Annotated in this window: 14 protein-coding genes and 1 pseudogene; 11 read left to right on the top strand and 4 right to left on the bottom strand. The window is 60.3% G+C overall.

The annotated features are described in order from the left end of the window. Window positions 1-229 precede the first annotated feature (229 nt). The 6 genes from fadB to BW979_RS21385 all read left to right on the top strand — a co-directional run bounded on the left by fadB (window position 230) and on the right by BW979_RS21385 (window position 7769). The gene (gene fadB / locus BW979_RS21410; protein ID WP_047227204.1) at window positions 230-2377 is read left to right on the top strand and encodes a fatty acid oxidation complex subunit alpha FadB; all 2148 of its coding nucleotides are present in this window, start codon (window positions 230-232) and stop codon (window positions 2375-2377) included. A 30-nt stretch (window positions 2378-2407) separates the two neighbouring features. Then, window positions 2408-3583, top strand: coding sequence for an acetyl-CoA C-acyltransferase FadA (gene fadA, locus BW979_RS21405; RefSeq protein WP_025212747.1), 1176 nt, complete (start codon window positions 2408-2410; stop codon window positions 3581-3583). 109 nt (window positions 3584-3692) lie between these two features. Further along, entirely contained in the window at window positions 3693-3929 is a 237-nt protein-coding gene (locus BW979_RS21400) for a DUF1653 domain-containing protein (RefSeq protein ID WP_047227205.1), read from the top strand. A gap of 115 nt (window positions 3930-4044) precedes the next feature. Further along, window positions 4045-6657 carry a type I DNA topoisomerase gene (topA, locus tag BW979_RS21395; protein ID WP_076385596.1) on the top strand — a complete coding sequence of 871 codons (2613 nt, stop codon included), beginning with the start codon at window positions 4045-4047 and terminating at the stop codon, window positions 6655-6657. A gap of 247 nt (window positions 6658-6904) precedes the next feature. Next, the gene (locus tag BW979_RS21390) at window positions 6905-7429 is read left to right on the top strand and encodes a DUF6586 family protein (RefSeq protein ID WP_076385594.1); all 525 of its coding nucleotides are present in this window, start codon (window positions 6905-6907) and stop codon (window positions 7427-7429) included. A 106-nt stretch (window positions 7430-7535) separates the two neighbouring features. Further along, the gene (locus tag BW979_RS21385; RefSeq protein WP_047227208.1) at window positions 7536-7769 is read left to right on the top strand and encodes a hypothetical protein; all 234 of its coding nucleotides are present in this window, start codon (window positions 7536-7538) and stop codon (window positions 7767-7769) included. A gap of 71 nt (window positions 7770-7840) precedes the next feature. Here BW979_RS21385 and sulA read toward each other — a convergent pair whose 3' ends face one another. Both sulA and lexA read right to left on the bottom strand, forming a co-directional pair. After that, a complete protein-coding gene (gene sulA / locus BW979_RS21380; protein WP_047227209.1) occupies window positions 7841-8314 on the bottom strand; it encodes an SOS-induced cell division inhibitor SulA in 474 nt (157 codons plus the stop codon). 10 nt (window positions 8315-8324) lie between these two features. Beyond that, entirely contained in the window at window positions 8325-8933 is a 609-nt protein-coding gene (lexA, locus tag BW979_RS21375) for a transcriptional repressor LexA (RefSeq protein ID WP_047227210.1), read from the bottom strand. Window positions 8934-9173: 240 nt separating this feature from the next. On the opposite strand from lexA, the gene BW979_RS21370 reads away from it, so the two are divergent. The 5 genes and pseudogenes from BW979_RS21370 to BW979_RS28215 form a co-directional block, all read left to right on the top strand. After that, entirely contained in the window at window positions 9174-9881 is a 708-nt protein-coding gene (locus tag BW979_RS21370; protein WP_047227211.1) for a TetR/AcrR family transcriptional regulator, read from the top strand. 46 nt (window positions 9882-9927) lie between these two features. Then, window positions 9928-10056: a hypothetical protein gene (locus BW979_RS27975; protein WP_268990177.1), complete on the top strand. Its 129-nt coding sequence runs from the start codon at window positions 9928-9930 to the stop codon at window positions 10054-10056. A gap of 8 nt (window positions 10057-10064) precedes the next feature. After that, a complete protein-coding gene (nagZ, locus tag BW979_RS21365) occupies window positions 10065-11063 on the top strand; it encodes a beta-N-acetylhexosaminidase (RefSeq protein WP_172833827.1) in 999 nt (332 codons plus the stop codon). A gap of 11 nt (window positions 11064-11074) precedes the next feature. Continuing rightward, window positions 11075-11815 carry an S-methyl-5'-thioinosine phosphorylase gene (locus BW979_RS21360; protein ID WP_047227213.1) on the top strand — a complete coding sequence of 247 codons (741 nt, stop codon included), beginning with the start codon at window positions 11075-11077 and terminating at the stop codon, window positions 11813-11815. 60 nt (window positions 11816-11875) lie between these two features. Continuing rightward, window positions 11876-12019 (top strand): annotated as a pseudogene (locus tag BW979_RS28215) (hypothetical protein); the annotation flags it as partial. 1396 nt (window positions 12020-13415) lie between these two features. Here the strand turns inward: BW979_RS28215 and BW979_RS21355 are convergent. Both BW979_RS21355 and BW979_RS21350 read right to left on the bottom strand, forming a co-directional pair. Then, window positions 13416-16109: a DEAD/DEAH box helicase gene (locus BW979_RS21355; protein WP_076385590.1), complete on the bottom strand. Its 2694-nt coding sequence runs from the start codon at window positions 16107-16109 to the stop codon at window positions 13416-13418. Window positions 16110-16120: 11 nt separating this feature from the next. Continuing rightward, the gene (locus BW979_RS21350) at window positions 16121-16687 is read right to left on the bottom strand and encodes a CsiV family protein (RefSeq protein ID WP_047227215.1); all 567 of its coding nucleotides are present in this window, start codon (window positions 16685-16687) and stop codon (window positions 16121-16123) included. Window positions 16688-16692 lie beyond the last annotated feature (5 nt).

Below are 16692 nucleotides of genomic sequence, written 5' to 3'. Positions count from 1 at the left end.
TTTAGGGCGATTGACAATTGTCGGAAATTCCGTGAAGGTGGCGTACCCAAATCAAACGGGCGTATGAATTGAGCGTTTGTATTTTCCGAACGTTCCTACAGAACCCCGACTATCGCGTTGACGGGTGTGCCTGGCGGATTGGCGTAGCATCGGCGGTAAACGTCAATGCCGAACCAGCAGTCAGCGTTCAACGTGTACTGTTCAGCTTCCATATCGTGGAGATCAGTTGATGATTTACGAAGGTAAAGCCATCACGGTTAAGGCTCTTGAAAGTGGCATCGTCGAACTGAAGTTCGATCTCAAGGGTGAGTCCGTCAACAAGTTCAACCGTCTAACCCTGAATGAACTGCGTCAGGCTGTGGACACTATCAAGGCAGATGCTTCGATCAAGGGTGTGATCGTCAGCAGCGGCAAGGACGTCTTCATCGTCGGCGCCGACATCACCGAATTCGTCGATAACTTCAAGCTGCCCGATGCCGAACTGATCGCTGGCAACCTCGAAGCGAACCGTATTTTTAGCGACTTCGAAGACCTCAACGTACCGACCGTCGCGGCCATCAATGGCATCGCCCTGGGTGGCGGCCTTGAGATGTGCCTGGCAGCGGATTACCGCGTCATGTCCAGCACGGCCAAGATCGGCCTGCCGGAAGTCAAGCTGGGCATCTACCCAGGCTTTGGCGGTACCGTGCGTCTGCCGCGCCTCATCGGTGCCGACAACGCTATCGAGTGGATTGCCGCCGGCAAGGAAAACCGTGCTGAAGACGCACTGAAAGTCGGCGCCGTGGATGCCGTGGTCGAGCCAGGCAAACTCCAGGAAGCGGCCCTCGAAACGATCAAGCGCGCCATCAGTGGCGAGTTCGACTACAAGGCCAAGCGCCAGCCGAAGCTTGAAAAGCTCAAGCTCAATGCCATCGAACAAATGATGGCTTTCGAAACCGCCAAGGGTTTCGTCGCAGGTCAAGCAGGCCCGAACTACCCGGCGCCGGTCGAAGCGATCAAGACCATCCAGAAAGCCGCGAACTTCGGTCGCGACAAGGCCCTGGAAGTCGAAGCCGCCGGCTTCGTCAAACTGGCCAAGACCTCGGCTGCACAAAGCCTGATCGGTCTGTTCCTCAATGACCAGGAACTGAAGAAAAAGGCCAAGGCCTACGACGAAATCGCCCGTGACGTGAAGCAGGCCGCCGTACTCGGCGCCGGTATCATGGGTGGCGGTATCGCCTATCAGTCGGCGTCCAAAGGCACGCCGATCCTGATGAAAGACATCAACGAGCACGGTATCGAGCAAGGCCTGGCCGAGGCGGCCAAGCTGCTGGTTGGCCGCGTCGATAAAGGTCGCATGACCGCGGCGAAGATGGCCGAAGTGCTCAACGGCATTCGTCCGACCCTGTCCTACGGCGATTTCGGCCATGTCGACCTGGTGGTCGAAGCCGTTGTCGAGAACCCGAAGGTCAAGCAGGCGGTACTGGCTGAAGTCGAAGACAAGGTCAAAGAGGACACTATCCTCGCTTCGAACACCTCGACCATTTCCATCTCGCTGCTGGCCAAGGCCCTCAAGCGTCCGGAAAACTTCGTCGGCATGCACTTCTTCAACCCGGTGCATATGATGCCGCTGGTGGAAGTGATCCGTGGCGAGAAGTCCAGCGAACTAGCGATCGCCACCACCGTGGCCTACGCCAAGAAAATGGGCAAGAACCCGATCGTCGTCAACGACTGCCCGGGCTTTTTGGTCAACCGCGTTCTGTTCCCGTACTTCGGCGGTTTCGCCAAGCTGGTCAGCGCCGGTGTGGACTTTGTGCGCATCGACAAGATCATGGAAAAATTCGGCTGGCCAATGGGCCCTGCGTACCTGATGGACGTGGTCGGCATCGACACCGGCCACCATGGTCGCGATGTCATGGCTGAAGGCTTCCCGGACCGCATGAAAGACGACCGCCGGTCGGCCGTCGACGTGCTCTACGAAGCCAAGCGCCTGGGCCAGAAGAACGGCAAGGGCTTCTACGCCTACGAGACCGACAAGCGCGGCAAGCAGAAGAAAGTGGCCGACTCGTCGGTGCTGGAAGTGCTCAAGCCGATCGTCTACGAGCAGCGCGAAGTCACCGACGAGGACATCATCAACTGGATGATGATCCCGCTGTGCCTTGAAACCGTGCGTTGCCTGGAAGACGGCATTGTTGAAACCGCCGCCGAAGCCGACATGGGTCTGGTCTACGGTATCGGTTTCCCTCCATTCCGTGGCGGTGCGCTGCGCTACATCGATTCGATCGGTGTGGCCGAGTTCGTTGCCCTGGCAGACCAGTACGCTGATTTGGGCGCGCTGTACCACCCGACCGCGAAGCTGCGTGAAATGGCCAAGAACGGCCAGAGCTTCTTCGGTTAAGCGCCCAACGACTAGAGCGAGAGAACATTTATGAGCTTGAATCCTAGAGACGTCGTGATTGTCGACTTCGGTCGTACGCCGATGGGCCGCTCCAAGGGCGGCATGCACCGCAACACCCGCGCCGAAGACATGTCGGCGCACCTGATCAGCAAGCTGCTGGAACGTAACGTCAAGGTCGACCCCAACGAAGTCGAAGACGTAATCTGGGGCTGTGTGAACCAGACCCTGGAGCAGGGCTGGAACATCGCCCGCATGGCTTCGCTGATGACCCAGATCCCTCACACCGCGGCCGGACAGACTGTCAGCCGTCTGTGCGGTTCGTCCATGAGCGCGCTGCATACCGCTGCTCAGGCGATCATGACCGGCAACGGTGATGTGTTCGTCGTCGGCGGTGTCGAGCACATGGGCCACGTGAGCATGATGCACGGCGTCGATCCGAACCCGCACATGTCGCTGTACGCGGCAAAAGCCTCGGGCATGATGGGCCTGACCGCGGAAATGCTCGGCAAAATGCACGGCATCACCCGCGAACAGCAGGACGCCTTCGGCGTGCGCTCCCACCAGCTCGCCCACAAGGCGACCGTGGAAGGCAAGTTCAAGGACGAAATCATCCCGATGCAGGGCTATGACGAGAACGGTTTCCTGAAATTGTTCGACTACGACGAAACCATTCGTCCGGAAACCACCCTGGAAAGCCTGGCGGCCCTCAAGCCGGCCTTCAATCCAAAGGGCGGCACCGTGACAGCCGGTACTTCTTCGCAGATCACCGACGGTGCTTCGTGCATGATCGTGATGTCGGCCCAGCGTGCCCAGGACCTGGGCATCCAGCCGATGGCGGTGATTCGTTCGATGGCCGTGGCCGGTGTTGATCCGGCAATCATGGGCTATGGTCCAGTACCGGCGACGCAGAAAGCCTTGAAGCGTGCGGGTCTGAGTATTTCCGATATCGACTTCTTCGAGCTCAACGAAGCTTTCGCCGCACAGGCCCTGCCAGTGCTGAAAGATCTGAAAGTGCTCGACAAGATGAACGAGAAGGTTAACCTGCACGGCGGCGCGATCGCCCTGGGTCACCCGTTCGGTTGCTCCGGTGCGCGTATCTCCGGCACGCTGCTCAACGTCATGAAGCAGAACGGCGGCACCTTTGGGGTGTCCACTATGTGCATTGGCCTCGGCCAGGGCATCGCCACTGTCTTCGAACGCGTCTAAGCGTTACGTCGATGGAAGCCGGGGCCAAGTGCCCCGGTTTTTGTTTTTCCGGGTTTAGAAAAAAAAGATTTTGTTTTTATTTAAAAAATATTTGAGCGAGGGCCGAAGCATGCCGATACAACCTGGGCTCTACCAACATTACAAAGGTCCGCAGTACCGCGTATTCAGCATCGCGCGGCATTCCGAGACCGAGGAAGAAGTGGTCTTCTATCAAGCCCTGTATGGCGATTACGGCTTTTGGGTGCGACCGTTGAGCATGTTCCAGGAGTCTGTCGAAGTTGACGGCGAGCAGGTGCCACGCTTTGCTTTGGTGCAGGCCGAAGAGAGCCTTTTTTCCAAGCCTTGAGGCCGATACCGGGGCAACCCTGCGCTTGACCTCACCTTGCAGCCACTATATATAGCGGTGCCGCGTCAGGCGCCAACCGCCTTTCACTTTTTAGAATTCAGGAATTTTCTGATCCATGGGCAAATCGCTGGTCATTGTGGAATCCCCGGCTAAGGCCAAGACCATCAACAAGTATCTGGGCAACCAATACGTGGTGAAGTCGAGTATCGGCCATATCCGAGACCTGCCCACCAGCGGTTCGGCTAGCGCCAGCAAGGAGCCAGCCGCCAAGCGCGGCAAGGCTGCTGCCGGTGAAGCGCCGGCGCTGTCGCCCAAGGACAAGGCGCGCAAGCAGCTGGTCTCGCGCATGGGGGTTGATCCGGAACACGGCTGGAAAGCCAAGTACGAGATCCTCCCGGGCAAGGAAAAGGTCATCGAAGAACTGCGTCGGCTCGCCAAGGATGCCGACACCATCTATCTGGCGACGGACTTGGACCGCGAAGGGGAAGCCATTGCCTGGCACCTGCGAGAAGCCATCGGTGGGGATGACAGCCGCTACAAGCGCGTGGTGTTCAACGAAATCACCAAGAAGGCCATCCAGGAGGCCTTCTCCCAGCCAGGCGAGCTGGACATCGATCGGGTCAACGCCCAACAGGCGCGGCGCTTCCTTGATCGCGTGGTGGGCTACATGGTCTCGCCTCTGCTGTGGGCCAAGATCGCCCGTGGCCTGTCGGCCGGGCGTGTGCAGTCGGTCGCCGTGAAGCTGGTGGTGGAACGCGAGCGGGAGATCCGTGCGTTCATCCCTGAAGAATACTGGGAAGTCCACGCCGACCTCGGCACCGCCAAGGGCGCCACCGTGCGCTTCGACGTGGCGCGCGAGAAGGGTGAAGCCTTCAAGCCGCTCAACGAAGCCCAGGCCATGGCTGCGCTGGAGAAGCTCAAGGCTTCCAGCTACAGCATCGTCAAGCGCGAAGACAAGCCGACCAGCAGTAAGCCGTCGGCACCGTTCATCACCTCCACGTTGCAACAGGCCGCGAGCAACCGCCTGGGTTTCGGCGTGAAGAAAACCATGATGATGGCCCAGCGTTTGTACGAAGCGGGCTACATCACGTATATGCGTACCGACTCGACCAACCTCTCGGCCGATGCCGTGACAATGGCGCGCACTTATATAGAAAGCGAGTTCGGCAAGAAATACCTGCCGGAGACGCCGAACGTCTACAGCAGCAAGGAAGGCGCACAAGAGGCTCACGAAGCGATTCGTCCCTCCGATGCCAACACCGAGCCAAGCAAGCTGTCTGGCATGGAGCGCGATGCCGAGCGCCTCTACGAGCTGATCTGGCGCCAGTTCCTGGCCTGCCAGATGCTGCCGGCGCAATACCTGTCGACCACGGTCACCGTCGGTGCCGGCGACTTCGAGCTGCGCGCCAAGGGCCGCATCCTGAAGTTCGACGGCTACACCCGCGTCATGCCGCAAATCACCAAGCCGGGTGACGACGACGTCCTGCCTGACATGGCCCAGGGCGATGTGATGAAGCTGCTCAAGCTTGATCCGACCCAGCACTTCACCAAGCCGCCGGCCCGGTATTCGGAAGCCAGCCTGGTCAAGGAAATGGAAAAGCGTGGCATCGGTCGTCCTTCGACCTACGCGGCGATCATTTCCACCATCCAGGACCGCGGTTATGTGGCGCTGCACAACCGTCGGTTCTATTCGGAAAAGATGGGAGACATCGTTACCGAACGTTTGTCCGAGAGCTTCTCCAACCTGATGGACTACGGCTTCACCGCCGGCATGGAAGAGAATCTCGACGATGTGGCCCAGGGTGAGCGGGACTGGAAAAACGTCCTCGACGAGTTTTATGGCGACTTCAAGAAAAAGCTCGAAGTAGCCGAAAGTGCCGAGAACGGCATGCGGGCCAACCAGCCCGTCATGACCGACATCCCATGCCTGACGTGTGGTCGTCCGATGCAGATCCGTACCGCCTCGACTGGCGTGTTCCTGGGTTGCTCGGGCTACAGCCTGCCTCCCAAAGAGCGCTGCAAGGCGACGGTCAACCTGGTGCCGGGCGACGAAATCGCCGCGGACGACGAGGGGGAATCGGAATCCCTGGTGCTGCGCGGCAAGCACCGCTGCCCGATCTGCAGCACAGCGATGGATGCCTACCTGTTGGATGAGAAGCGCAAGCTGCACATCTGCGGTAACAATCCCGATTGCGCCGGTTACGAGATCGAAGAGGGCACCTATCGCATCAAGGGCTATGAAGGTCCGAGCCTTGAGTGCGACAAGTGTGGCAGTGAGATGCAGCTCAAGACCGGCCGTTTCGGCAAGTTCTTCGGCTGCACCAATCCAACCTGCAAGAACACCCGCAAACTGCTCAAGAGCGGCGATGCGGCGCCGCCGAAGATGGACCCGGTGAAGATGCCTGAACTCAAGTGCGAGAAGGTCAACGACACCTACATCCTGCGCGACGGCGCGTCCGGCCTGTTCCTGGCGGCGAGCCAGTTCCCGAAAAACCGCGAGACCCGTGCGCCGCTGGTGCTGGAGATCGTGCCGCACAAGGATGAAATCGATCCGAAGTACCATTTCCTCTGCGAAGCTCCGCAGAAGGATCCGGAGGGTCGGCCGGCGGTGATTCGTTACAGCCGCAAGACCAAGGAGCAGTACGTGCAGACCGAAGTCGACGGCAAGCCAACCGGCTGGAAGGCGTACTACGACGGCGGCAAATGGAAGGTTGAAGACAAGCGCTGATCACCAAGGCTTGTCTGAAGAGGGGGGGCTTGCTTTAGGGCTCCCTGTGGCGAGGGAGCTTGCTCCCGCTGGACCAGTCCGATATTTCGGGCGCAGCCGTCCCAATAGCCTCAAGTAAACAAAAGGCCGCATGACAACCCGTAGGTTTTCATGCGGCCTTTTTGTTTTTGCCTTGCAGTGGCCTCGGTTGTTCCACGACACTGTCGCCCTTGCGTGAAGCTTTTATTTCGTTGGGGAGAATGCCGCCATGGCCCACGAACTCTACACCCGCACCAATCAGAAAATTTATTTCGCCGGCCTGTCGCTCGAAGCGCTCGCCAGGGCAGAGGATGGGCGTGCGATGAATTCCCCCGCGCTGACCCAGGCTGGGCGCGAATCAGCGCTGTTTCATCTGTACGGCGCGTTGTTGGGGCTTTGCCACGAAATTGCCGGTTTCTACCGTCTGCCGCAGGCAAATGCGCCCCGGGCCGAACTGTTGTTGACACAAGAAGTGTTGGAAACCATCGCCATTCCGGAACTGGCCGAAATGGTCGAGCTGGCGCACAACCCGCAAACCTGGCTGGCGCAACTGTTGGCGGCACACGCGGCACTGTTCGAGCCACCCCGTGCTCCTCGCAAGCCTAAGGGCGACGTGACCCAACCTTTGATCATGGCGGTCAATCTGGACGAAGAAGAGCCCGAGCAGGCATTGAGCCGAGAGGAGCTGGAAAGCTGGCGCCAGAACCTCAAGAGCTTGGCAATCCGCTTTCGCGAAGGGCTGAACGAGTGCTGAGTTTTCCCCCGATCCGTAATATTCGCCCATAACGCTTGGTCAAGATCCCGAGCGAAGCCTGGCCGATGACTATATAATCCTCGCCTTTCGTGGAGAACAGACTTTTATGCCAACGTCCTTTCTAGAAATTGTCGAACTTCCTGATGGCCGCATCGAGCTGCGCAGGGCCGAGGACGAGGGTTCTCTGGTTACCTTGAACTTCTCCGAGGACGCCAAGGCCTTCCTGCAAGGCCAGCACGTCGAAGTCGCCAAGGCGATGTTGAGTGTGGGCGTGCAGATGGCAGGTCGTCTGGTTGAAGGCGAATTCAACAAGGAAGAGGGGCCGCGGGTTCTTCATTGATCCCGCCTGTCGGCTTTTTGGACGATAGTGTTCCTGGCCGGCTTCTCTGTCCTGGAGAAGCCCTGCGTTTTTTAGCCCAATCGAATATTCAGGCTTTGTGCGTCCCCGGTGCGCGCGGCGCTGATCAACTGTTGCCGTGCGGTCGTGGTCAACGGATTGAGCCAACTGACCACCGTATGGCTGCGGCCCAGGCGCAACGCTTCGCAGGTCAGTTGCTGGGCGCTTTGAGTGCCTCGCGGCTGTAGCAGCAGGATGCGCTCACGGTTCAGGCCCGCATCTCGCAGCCAGGCCTGGGTGACACTGGCCGGTGGTGCGATCAGCGTCAGCCAGCGAGCGTCCTGGTCCTGGCTCAGCTCGCGCAGGATCGGCGCCAGCAGGTTCAGGCAGTTCCCGGCGGCACCACGTAACGACAGTTCGCTGAAGGCCTCGGGCTCGGCGCCCCAAGGTGACTCGATCACCTCTTTGAGGGCGGGAACCAGCGGTTGGGCCATGAACGCCTCGAACAGCGGAAGTTGAGTGTGTTGTGGTGTGTGTGGGAACTGCATAAAGCCTCCTTTAGCGGCGAATAACGCCGACACTCAAGCCTTCGATGACCAGATCCTGATCTTTAAGATTGACTTCGATGGGGGCGAACTCGGGGTTCTCGGCAATCAGCCAGACCTTGCTGCCGTCGCGCTTGAAACGCTTGACGGTCACTTCATCACCGATTCGCGCCACCACGATCTGGCCGTTGCGGGCTTCGCGAGTGGTGTGGACCGCAAGAAGGTCGCCGTCGAAGATGCCGATGTCCTTCATGCTCATGCCGTGCACGCGAAGAAGGTAGTCAGCTCGTGGATGGAAGAACGATGGGTTGATGTTGCAGGATTCCTCGACATGCTGCTCGGCGAGGATCGGAGCACCTGCTGCTACCCGGCCGATGATCGGCAGGGTGGTTTCGTCGGCCTTGGCCTCGAAGCCGGGGATGCGAATGCCACGGGACGCGCCCGGGGTCATTTCGATAGCGCCCTTGCGAGCCAGCGCCTTGAGGTGCTCTTCAGCCGCGTTGGGCGACTTGAAACCCAGTTCCTGGGCGATTTCCGCGCGGGTCGGCGGGTAGCCGTTGTCTTCGAGGCAGCGTTTGATGAAGGCTAGAATCTCTGCTTGGCGTGGCGTCAGCTTTAGCATATTGATCGCTCTGTCTTTTTATACAGTGACTGGGATTATATACAGTGGGCGCGGCTTGGCAATCCTCCTTTTCGCACAGGCCGCTGGACGGTCGGTCGGGCCGCAAAAACGTCATGGGCTACAGCGGGCCGCAGGTGTGGTTAAATATCTGACCGAGCGTTCGCAAAACGTCCCGGCAGGCTTGACAACCCCAAGGCTGAAACGTATGTTTCAAACAAGTGTTTGTCAGGCGGAGTAGCCATGGCCCAGTCGGAAACCGTAGAACGCATTCTCGATGCTGCCGAGCAATTGTTCGCGGAAAAAGGTTTCGCTGAAACCTCATTGCGTCTGATCACCAGCAAGGCCGGGGTGAACCTGGCGGCGGTGAATTATCACTTCGGTTCGAAGAAAGCGCTGATCCAGGCCGTGTTCTCGCGTTTCCTCGGGCCTTTCTGTGTCAGCCTGGATCGTGAGCTGGAGCGGCGTCAGGCCAAGCCTGACGTCAAGCCAACCCTGGAAGAGCTGCTGGAGATCCTGGTCGAGCAAGCCCTTGTCGTGCAGCCACGCAGCGGTAACGACCTTTCCATTTTCATGCGCTTGCTGGGCCTGGCATTCAGCCAGAGCCAAGGCCACCTGCGGCGGTATCTGGAAGACATGTACGGCAAGGTTTTCCGCCGCTATATGCTTCTGGTCAACGAGGCCGCGCCGCGCATTCCGCCGATCGAGTTGTTCTGGCGCGTGCATTTCATGCTCGGCGCCGCTGCCTTCAGCATGTCCGGCATCAAGGCGCTGCGGGCCATCGCTGAAACCGATTTCGGTGTGAATACCTCGATTGAGCAAGTGATGCGTCTGATGGTGCCATTCCTGGCTGCTGGCATGCGCGCCGAAAGTGGCGTCACCGATGAGGCCATGGCTGCCGCGCAGTTGCGCCCGCGCAGCAAATCAACCCCGGCGCTCGCCAAGGCCTGAGTGCACGGGTGGGCGCGGCTGCCTACATCCGCTAAGCTAGCGGCCCATGCCGACTCTCGTTTCGAACCCGCTTTATATTTCATTGCATAACCGTGACCTGCCGGGCCTGGAGCCCGGCGGCGCGGTCGTGCGTGCGCCGCTGTGCGGGTTCATTGTTATCAAGGAAATATTATGACTGCTGGCCTGCAAGGCTCGTTGATGGTGGACGTCGCCGGTACCTGGTTGACGGCCGAAGATCGCCACCTGTTGCGCCAGCCCGAAGTGGGTGGCCTGATCATTTTTGCTCGCAATATCGAGCATCCACGCCAGGTGCGCGAGCTGAGCGCCTCGATTCGCGCCATCCGCCCCGACCTGCTGCTGGCGGTCGATCAGGAAGGCGGGCGTGTGCAGCGCCTGCGCCAGGGGTTTGTGCGTTTGCCGGCAATGCGGGCGATTGCCGACAACCCGAATGCCGAATACCTGGCCGAGCAGTGCGGCTGGATCATGGCCACTGAAGTGCTGGCGGTCGGCCTCGATTTGAGTTTTGCCCCGGTGCTGGACCTCGATCATCAACGTAGCGCGGTGGTCGGTAGTCGTGCCTTCGAAGGCGACCCCGAGCGCGCAGCGCTGCTGGCAGGTGCCTTCATTCGGGGCATGAACGCCGCCGGTATGGCCGCCACCGGCAAGCATTTCCCCGGCCACGGCTGGGCCGAAGCCGATTCCCATGTGGCCATTCCCAACGATGAGCGCAGCCTTGAACAGATCCGCGCCCACGATCTGGTTCCGTTCGCCAAACTGAGCAAGCAACTGGCGGCCGTCATGCCGGCCCATGTCATTTATCCGCAGGTCGATGCCAATCCGGCCGGTTTTTCCCGGCGCTGGCTGCAGGACATTCTGCGTGGCGAATTGCAGTTCGATGGTGTGATTTTCAGCGATGATCTGTCGATGGCGGGTGCTCATGTGGTGGGTGATGCCGCCAGTCGTATCGAGGCGGCGTTGTCGGCCGGTTGCGACATGGGGCTGGTGTGCAACGACCGCGCCGCCGCCGAACTGGCCTTGAGCGCCGCCCAGCGGTTGAAGGTCAAACCATCGGCGCGCATCGCACGCATGCGCGGGCAGGCCTTCGCCTCCACCGAGTACCGCCAGGACCCATGCTGGCTGACGGCAATCGGCGCGCTGAAAGCCGCCCAACTGATCGATTAAGGACATTTGTCATGACCGTTTACGCAATTATCGGAGGCACTGGCCTGACCCAGCTCGAAGGTCTGACCATTCGCCAGTCCCTGGCAGTAGAAACGCCCTATGGTGCGCCATCGGCTGAGGTGCAGATCGGTGACTACGCCGGGCGCGAAGTGCTGTTTCTGGCCCGTCACGGCCATCCTCATCGCTTTCCACCTCACCAAGTGAACTATCGCGCCAATCTCTGGGCCCTGAAGCAGGCCGGCGCCGAGGCGATCCTGGCGGTCAACGCCGTGGGCGGGATTCACGCCGCGATGGGGACCGGGCATTTCTGCGTGCCTCACCAATTGATCGATTACACCAGCGGCCGTCAGCACACCTATTTTGCCGATGACCTGGAGGCGGTTACCCACATTGATTTCAGCTACCCCTACAGCGAGGCGCTGCGCCAGCAACTGATCGCCGCCCTGGCCGCCGAAGGCTGTGGCTACAGCAGCCATGGCGTCTACGCCTGCACCCAGGGCCCGCGCTTGGAAACCGTGGCCGAAATCGCCCGCCTGGAGCGCGACGGTTGCGACATCGTCGGCATGACCGGCATGCCGGAAGCGGCGCTGGCCCGTGAACTGGAGCTTGATTACGCCTGCCTGGCGCTGGTGGTGAATCCGGCGGCGGGCAAGTCCACGGCTGTGATCACCATGGCGGAAATCGAGCAGGCGCTGCATGACGGGATGGGGAAGGTGAAGTCGACGTTGGCGCGGGTATTGATGGCTGGCTAGCGGAACAGGCAGTGAAAACGGGCGCAAAGGTTTCCTGCTGCCAGCAAGGGCTATTCGGGCAAGATTCTGTTGTTTTCCCAGTTCACCTCAATGCTGGCCTTGATTGAGGAGGAGCTGCAAAAGCGCAGCCTTGACTATTCGTTGTTGACCGGCAGCACCACGGATCGGCGCACGCCGGTGAGGGATTTTCAAAGTGACAAGGTATCTACCGGTTAGTCAGCTATCGCGAGCAAGCTCGCTCCCACAGGAGATTCGGGGTGCAGACCTATCCTGCGCTCACCTCAGGACCATGTGGGAGCGAGCTTGCTCGCGATGACGGCGGCACAGCCAATATCTTCAACAACTGAACCACCGCTATCGCGAGCAAGCTCGCTCTCACAGGAGATTCGGGGTGCAGACCTATCCAGCGCTCACCTCAGGGCAATGTGGGAGCGAGCCTGCTCGCGATGACGGCGGCACAGCCAACATCTCCAACAACTGAACCACCGCTATCGCGAGCAGGCTCGCTCCCACAGGAGATTCGGGGTGCAGACCTATGCTGCGCTCACCTCAGGGCAATGTGGGAGCGAGCCTGCTCGCGATGACGGCGGCACAGCCAACATCTTCAACATCTAAATCACCGCTATCGCGAGCAGGCTCGCTCCCACAGGAGATTCGGGGTGCAGACCTATCCGGCGCTCACCTCAGGGCAATGTGGGAGCGAGCTTGCTCGCGATGACGGCGGCACAGCCAAGATCTCCAACAACTGAACCACCGCTATCGCGAGCAGGCTCGCTCCCACAGGAGATTCGGGGTGCAGACCTATCCAGCGCTCACCTCAGGGCAATGTGGGAGCGAGCTTGCTCGCGATGACGGCGGCACAGCCAAGACCTCCAACAACTGAACCACCGCTATCGCGAGCAGGCTCGCTCCCACAGGAGATTCGGGGTGCAGACCTATCCGGCGCTTACCTCAGGGCAATGTGGGAGCGAGCTTGCTCGCGATGACGGCGGCACAGCCAACATCTCCGACAACTGAACCACCGCTATCGCGAGCAAGCTCGCTCCCACAGGAGATTCGGGGTGCAGACCTATCCGGCGCTTACCTCAGGACCATGTGGGAGCGAGCCTGCTCGCGATGACGGCGGCACAGCCAACATCTCCAACATCTGAATCACCGCTATCGCGAGCAAGCTCGCTCCCACAGGAGATTTGGGGTGCAGACCTATCCGGCGCTTACCTCAGGACCATGTGGGAGCGAGCCTGCTCGCGATGACGGCGGCACAGCCAACATCTCCAACAACTGAACCACCGCTATCGCGAGCAGGCTCGCTCCCACAGGAGATTCGGGGTGCAGACCTATGCTGCGCTCACCTCAGGGCAATGTGGGAGCGAGCCTGCTCGCGATGACGGCGGCACAGCCAAGATCTCCAACAACTGAACCACCGCTATCGCGAGCAGGCTCGCTCCCACAGGAGATTCGGGGTGCAGACCTATGCTGCGCTCACCTCAGGACCATGTGGGAGCGAGCTTGCTCGCGATGACGGCGGCACAGCCACATCTTCAACATCTGAATCACCGCTATCGCGAGCAGGCTCGGCTCCCACAGGGATTGCTGTGAATCAGCGTTTTTCCAGCTTGTCCGGCAATGGCGCGAACAGTGCCTCGATATCGTCGCTTTGCAGTTTCCAGTCTCCGGCCACGCGCCCGTCCAATACGCCGGCTGCGAGGTCGGATTTTTCCTTCTGCAGCAGCTGAATCTTCTCTTCCACCGTGCCTCGGGCAATCATTTTGTAGACGAACACCGGCTTCTCCTGGCCGATGCGATAGGCGCGGTCGGTCGCCTGGTTTTCGGTGGCGGGGTTCCACCATGGATCGTAGTGGATCACCGTGTCGGCCTCGGTGAGGTTCAGGCCTACGCCGCCGGCCTTCAGGCTGATCAGAAAGATCTGACGCTTGCCGCTCTGGAATTCCTTGACCGGCGTACGTCGGTCCCGGGTCTGGCCGGTCAGGATGGCGTAATCGACGCCGCGTTTCTTCAGTTCGTCTTCGATCAGCGACAGCATCGATGTGAACTGAGAAAACAGCAGCACCCGGCGACCTTCTTCAAACAGCTCTTCGAGCATCTCCATCAGGCTGTCGAGCTTGCCCGAGGTGCTGCCGCGGGCAGGCAAGGCGGCATCGTTGAGCAGGCGCAGGTCACAACAGACCTGGCGCAGCTTGAGCAGCGCCTCGAGAATGATGATCTGGCTGCGAGCCACGCCTTTGCGGGTGATCTCGTCGCGTACCTTCTTGTCCATGGCCAGGCGCATGGTTTCGTAGACGTCCCGCTGGGCATCGCTGAGCTCGACCCAATGAATGATCTCGGTCTTGGGTGGCAGTTCTGTCGCCACTTGCTCCTTGGTCCGGCGCAGCAGAAAAGGTTTTATCCGACCGTTGAGGTGCTGCAGTCGCACATCGCTGCCGCGCTTTTCAATCGGCACGCGGTAGTCGCGGTTGAAGCTCTTGACGTCCCCGAGCCATCCCGGCAGCAGGAAGTGGAACAACGACCACAATTCGCCCAGGTGGTTTTCCAGCGGCGTACCGGACAGGCACAGCCGCTGTCGGGCGTTGAGTTCGCGGGCGGCCTCGGCGGCTTTGCTGTTCGGGTTCTTGATGTACTGGGCTTCATCGAGGATCAGCACATGCAACGGCTGCTCCGCCAGGCGCTGGACATCCTTGGGCAACAGCGCATAGGTGGTGAGGACCAGGTCGTAATCGTTCAGCCGGTCAAAGTGCTTCTTGCGCCCGGCGCCGTACAAGGCCAGCACCTTGAGTTGCGGGGTGAAGTGGGCGGCCTCGTCGAGCCAGTTGGGGATCAGGCTGGTGGGCATGACCACCATGCAAGGGCGGTCGAGGCGCCCGGCGTTTTTTTCGCTGAGGATGTGCGCCAGGGTTTGCAGGGTTTTGCCCAGGCCCATGTCGTCCGCGAGGATGCCGCCGACTTCCAGTTGCCTGAGCGATTGCATCCAGCTTAAACCTTCGAGCTGATAAGGCCGCAGCGTGGCGTTCAGACCGTCTGGCGCCGTGCTGGTGTAGTCCTTGATGTCCCGCAGGCGCTGGGCCAGGCCACGAATGTGCTCGCCGCCTTCCCAGCGCAGGGGCATGTCTTGCAGCGGGTTCAGGCGCAGGGCATCCGCGCTGTTCAAGCGCAGTTTGGTGGTGCCCGGTTCTTGCAGGTAAAACTCGCCCAGGGTGGCCAGCACCGGTTTCAGCCGGCCATAGGGCAGGGCCACTTGCTGCGGGCCGAACTCGGAGTTCGGACGGTTAGGCAAATTGACCAGAATGAGTTCGTCATCGCGGCGCCTGGCCAGGCGTTCCGGGTTGAACAGCTCGATGTGCGAACGCATCAGGTTCAGCAGAATCGGCAGTAGGCTCAATCGTTCACCGTTGACGATGATCCCCAGTTCCAGATCGAACCAGTCCCGTTCCGGCGTTTCTTCGACCGTGGCGTACCATTCGTCCACCGCCGTCAGGTCGAAACCGAAATCCTCGTCGATCTGCAACTCCCAGCCCTGGCTACGCAGTTTCGGCAGATCGTTGAGGGTGAACGTCAGCCAGGCACTGTCGTTGACCATCTCGTACAGCTCACCGGCGCTTTCGGGCAGGGCCTTGCTTTGGCGGGTTGCGATTTTGAAGCCGAGGATTCGAAGCTGTTCGCGGTAGGACTGCTCCACTTCTGTCTGGCGTTTTATCCGCAGCGTCTGTGTGTCCTGGCGAATCAGTACGTCAGTGTTGCGCTGGCCGCTGACGTATTCGTCCAGGTAGCTGAAAGACAGGGCGGCGCGGTGCTGGATGTAGCGCTGCATCTTGCCATTGCGCGGCTCGAAAGCGCTGAACTCGATGCTCGCCAGCCACAGCCGCGGCATTGGTTGGACGTTGTCCACCAGCACTTGCGGCGGGGCCTTGGGGCTGCGGTTTTCCAGCACGGCCTGGAGTTTCTCCAGCAACTGCGCGTCTTTCTCGGCGGCCGGGTAGGCCAGGGTTTCCTGGACTTGCAGCAGCACCGCCGCGCAGTGCTTGCAGTTGATGCGCACCGGGCAGGTACAGGCGGCTTCAAGCAGAATCAACGTGCCTTTGGCTGACTCTTTCAGGCGAATCGTCTGGCGGTAAACGTTACCCCCAGAGCCTTCACAACTGGCGGTGATGGTGCTGTCGCCGGCCTCGACGATCCTGACGCGGTTTTCCAGCGCGTAACGGCGCCCGCGCTCCAGGCTCTGTTCCTTGAATCGATTGACCCAGGAGGGTGCCAGGGGTTTGCTCAGGGGCGAGGGCATAGGCGCGCCGATCAGTCCGGAATGACGTCAGGCGCCTGCCGTGGCGCAGGCGCAGTCAGCGAGGTGATTTTGATCAGCAGGCCGAGGTGGCCGTTGTCGAGGAAATTCAACTGGCCATTTTTGGTATGGCTCTGCTGTTTGAGGCGTTCGCTGGAAGTGACCAGGCCATTGGTGTCGATCTGGTTGATCCAGAAGTCGGCGTCCACGTCGGTAAACCGCCCCAGTTTCAGTTCCAGGGTTCCTTCGATGGGAAACTGGCCGAACTGTTCTGCGCCATCACTGACGGCGATTCGGCTGCCCTGTTCGCCCAGGTTCTGCTGCCAGGCTTTGTGCATCAGCACCGTGTACTGACCACTGGCGTTGAGTTTTTCCACGATGTGACCCAATGCAGGCGTGCGCTGGCTCTTCGCGTCCAGGCGTTGCGCGCCCGCGTCCCAGTCCTCCGGTGCGGCGCGGCTGACAATCGCCGGTTCGGCGTTCTGGCGCATCAGGATCATTTCAACCTGATACAGGTCATCGGCAAACGCCAGGGGAGCGACCAGGGTCATCAACAAGGTCAGTGAGCGAAACAGGCGCATGGGGC

The sequence above is a fragment of the Pseudomonas sp. A214 genome, assembly GCF_900156295.1.
Classification (GTDB): Bacteria; Pseudomonadota; Gammaproteobacteria; order Pseudomonadales; family Pseudomonadaceae; genus Aquipseudomonas; species Aquipseudomonas rhizophila.
This window is presented reverse-complemented; position numbering and strand designations above follow the sequence as displayed.

Excerpts from the sequence above, each read along its gene's own strand:
- BW979_RS21390 (WP_076385594.1), top strand. The coding sequence starts at position 6,905 with ATGGCCCACGAACTCTACACCCGCACCAATCAGAAAATTTATTTCGCC.
- BW979_RS21360 (WP_047227213.1), top strand. The coding sequence starts at position 11,075 with ATGACCGTTTACGCAATTATCGGAGGCACTGGCCTGACCCAGCTCGAA.
- BW979_RS21355 (WP_076385590.1), bottom strand. The coding sequence starts at position 16,109 with ATGCCCTCGCCCCTGAGCAAACCCCTGGCACCCTCCTGGGTCAATCGA.
- BW979_RS21370 (WP_047227211.1), top strand. The coding sequence starts at position 9,174 with ATGGCCCAGTCGGAAACCGTAGAACGCATTCTCGATGCTGCCGAGCAA.
- BW979_RS27975 (WP_268990177.1), top strand. The coding sequence starts at position 9,928 with ATGCCGACTCTCGTTTCGAACCCGCTTTATATTTCATTGCATAACCGT.
- BW979_RS21400 (WP_047227205.1), top strand. The coding sequence starts at position 3,693 with ATGCCGATACAACCTGGGCTCTACCAACATTACAAAGGTCCGCAGTAC.
- topA (WP_076385596.1), top strand. The coding sequence starts at position 4,045 with ATGGGCAAATCGCTGGTCATTGTGGAATCCCCGGCTAAGGCCAAGACC.
- BW979_RS21350 (WP_047227215.1), bottom strand. The coding sequence starts at position 16,687 with ATGCGCCTGTTTCGCTCACTGACCTTGTTGATGACCCTGGTCGCTCCC.
- sulA (WP_047227209.1), bottom strand. The coding sequence starts at position 8,314 with ATGCAGTTCCCACACACACCACAACACACTCAACTTCCGCTGTTCGAG.
- fadA (WP_025212747.1), top strand. The coding sequence starts at position 2,408 with ATGAGCTTGAATCCTAGAGACGTCGTGATTGTCGACTTCGGTCGTACG.
- BW979_RS21385 (WP_047227208.1), top strand. The coding sequence starts at position 7,536 with ATGCCAACGTCCTTTCTAGAAATTGTCGAACTTCCTGATGGCCGCATC.
- fadB (WP_047227204.1), top strand. The coding sequence starts at position 230 with ATGATTTACGAAGGTAAAGCCATCACGGTTAAGGCTCTTGAAAGTGGC.
- lexA (WP_047227210.1), bottom strand. The coding sequence starts at position 8,933 with ATGCTAAAGCTGACGCCACGCCAAGCAGAGATTCTAGCCTTCATCAAA.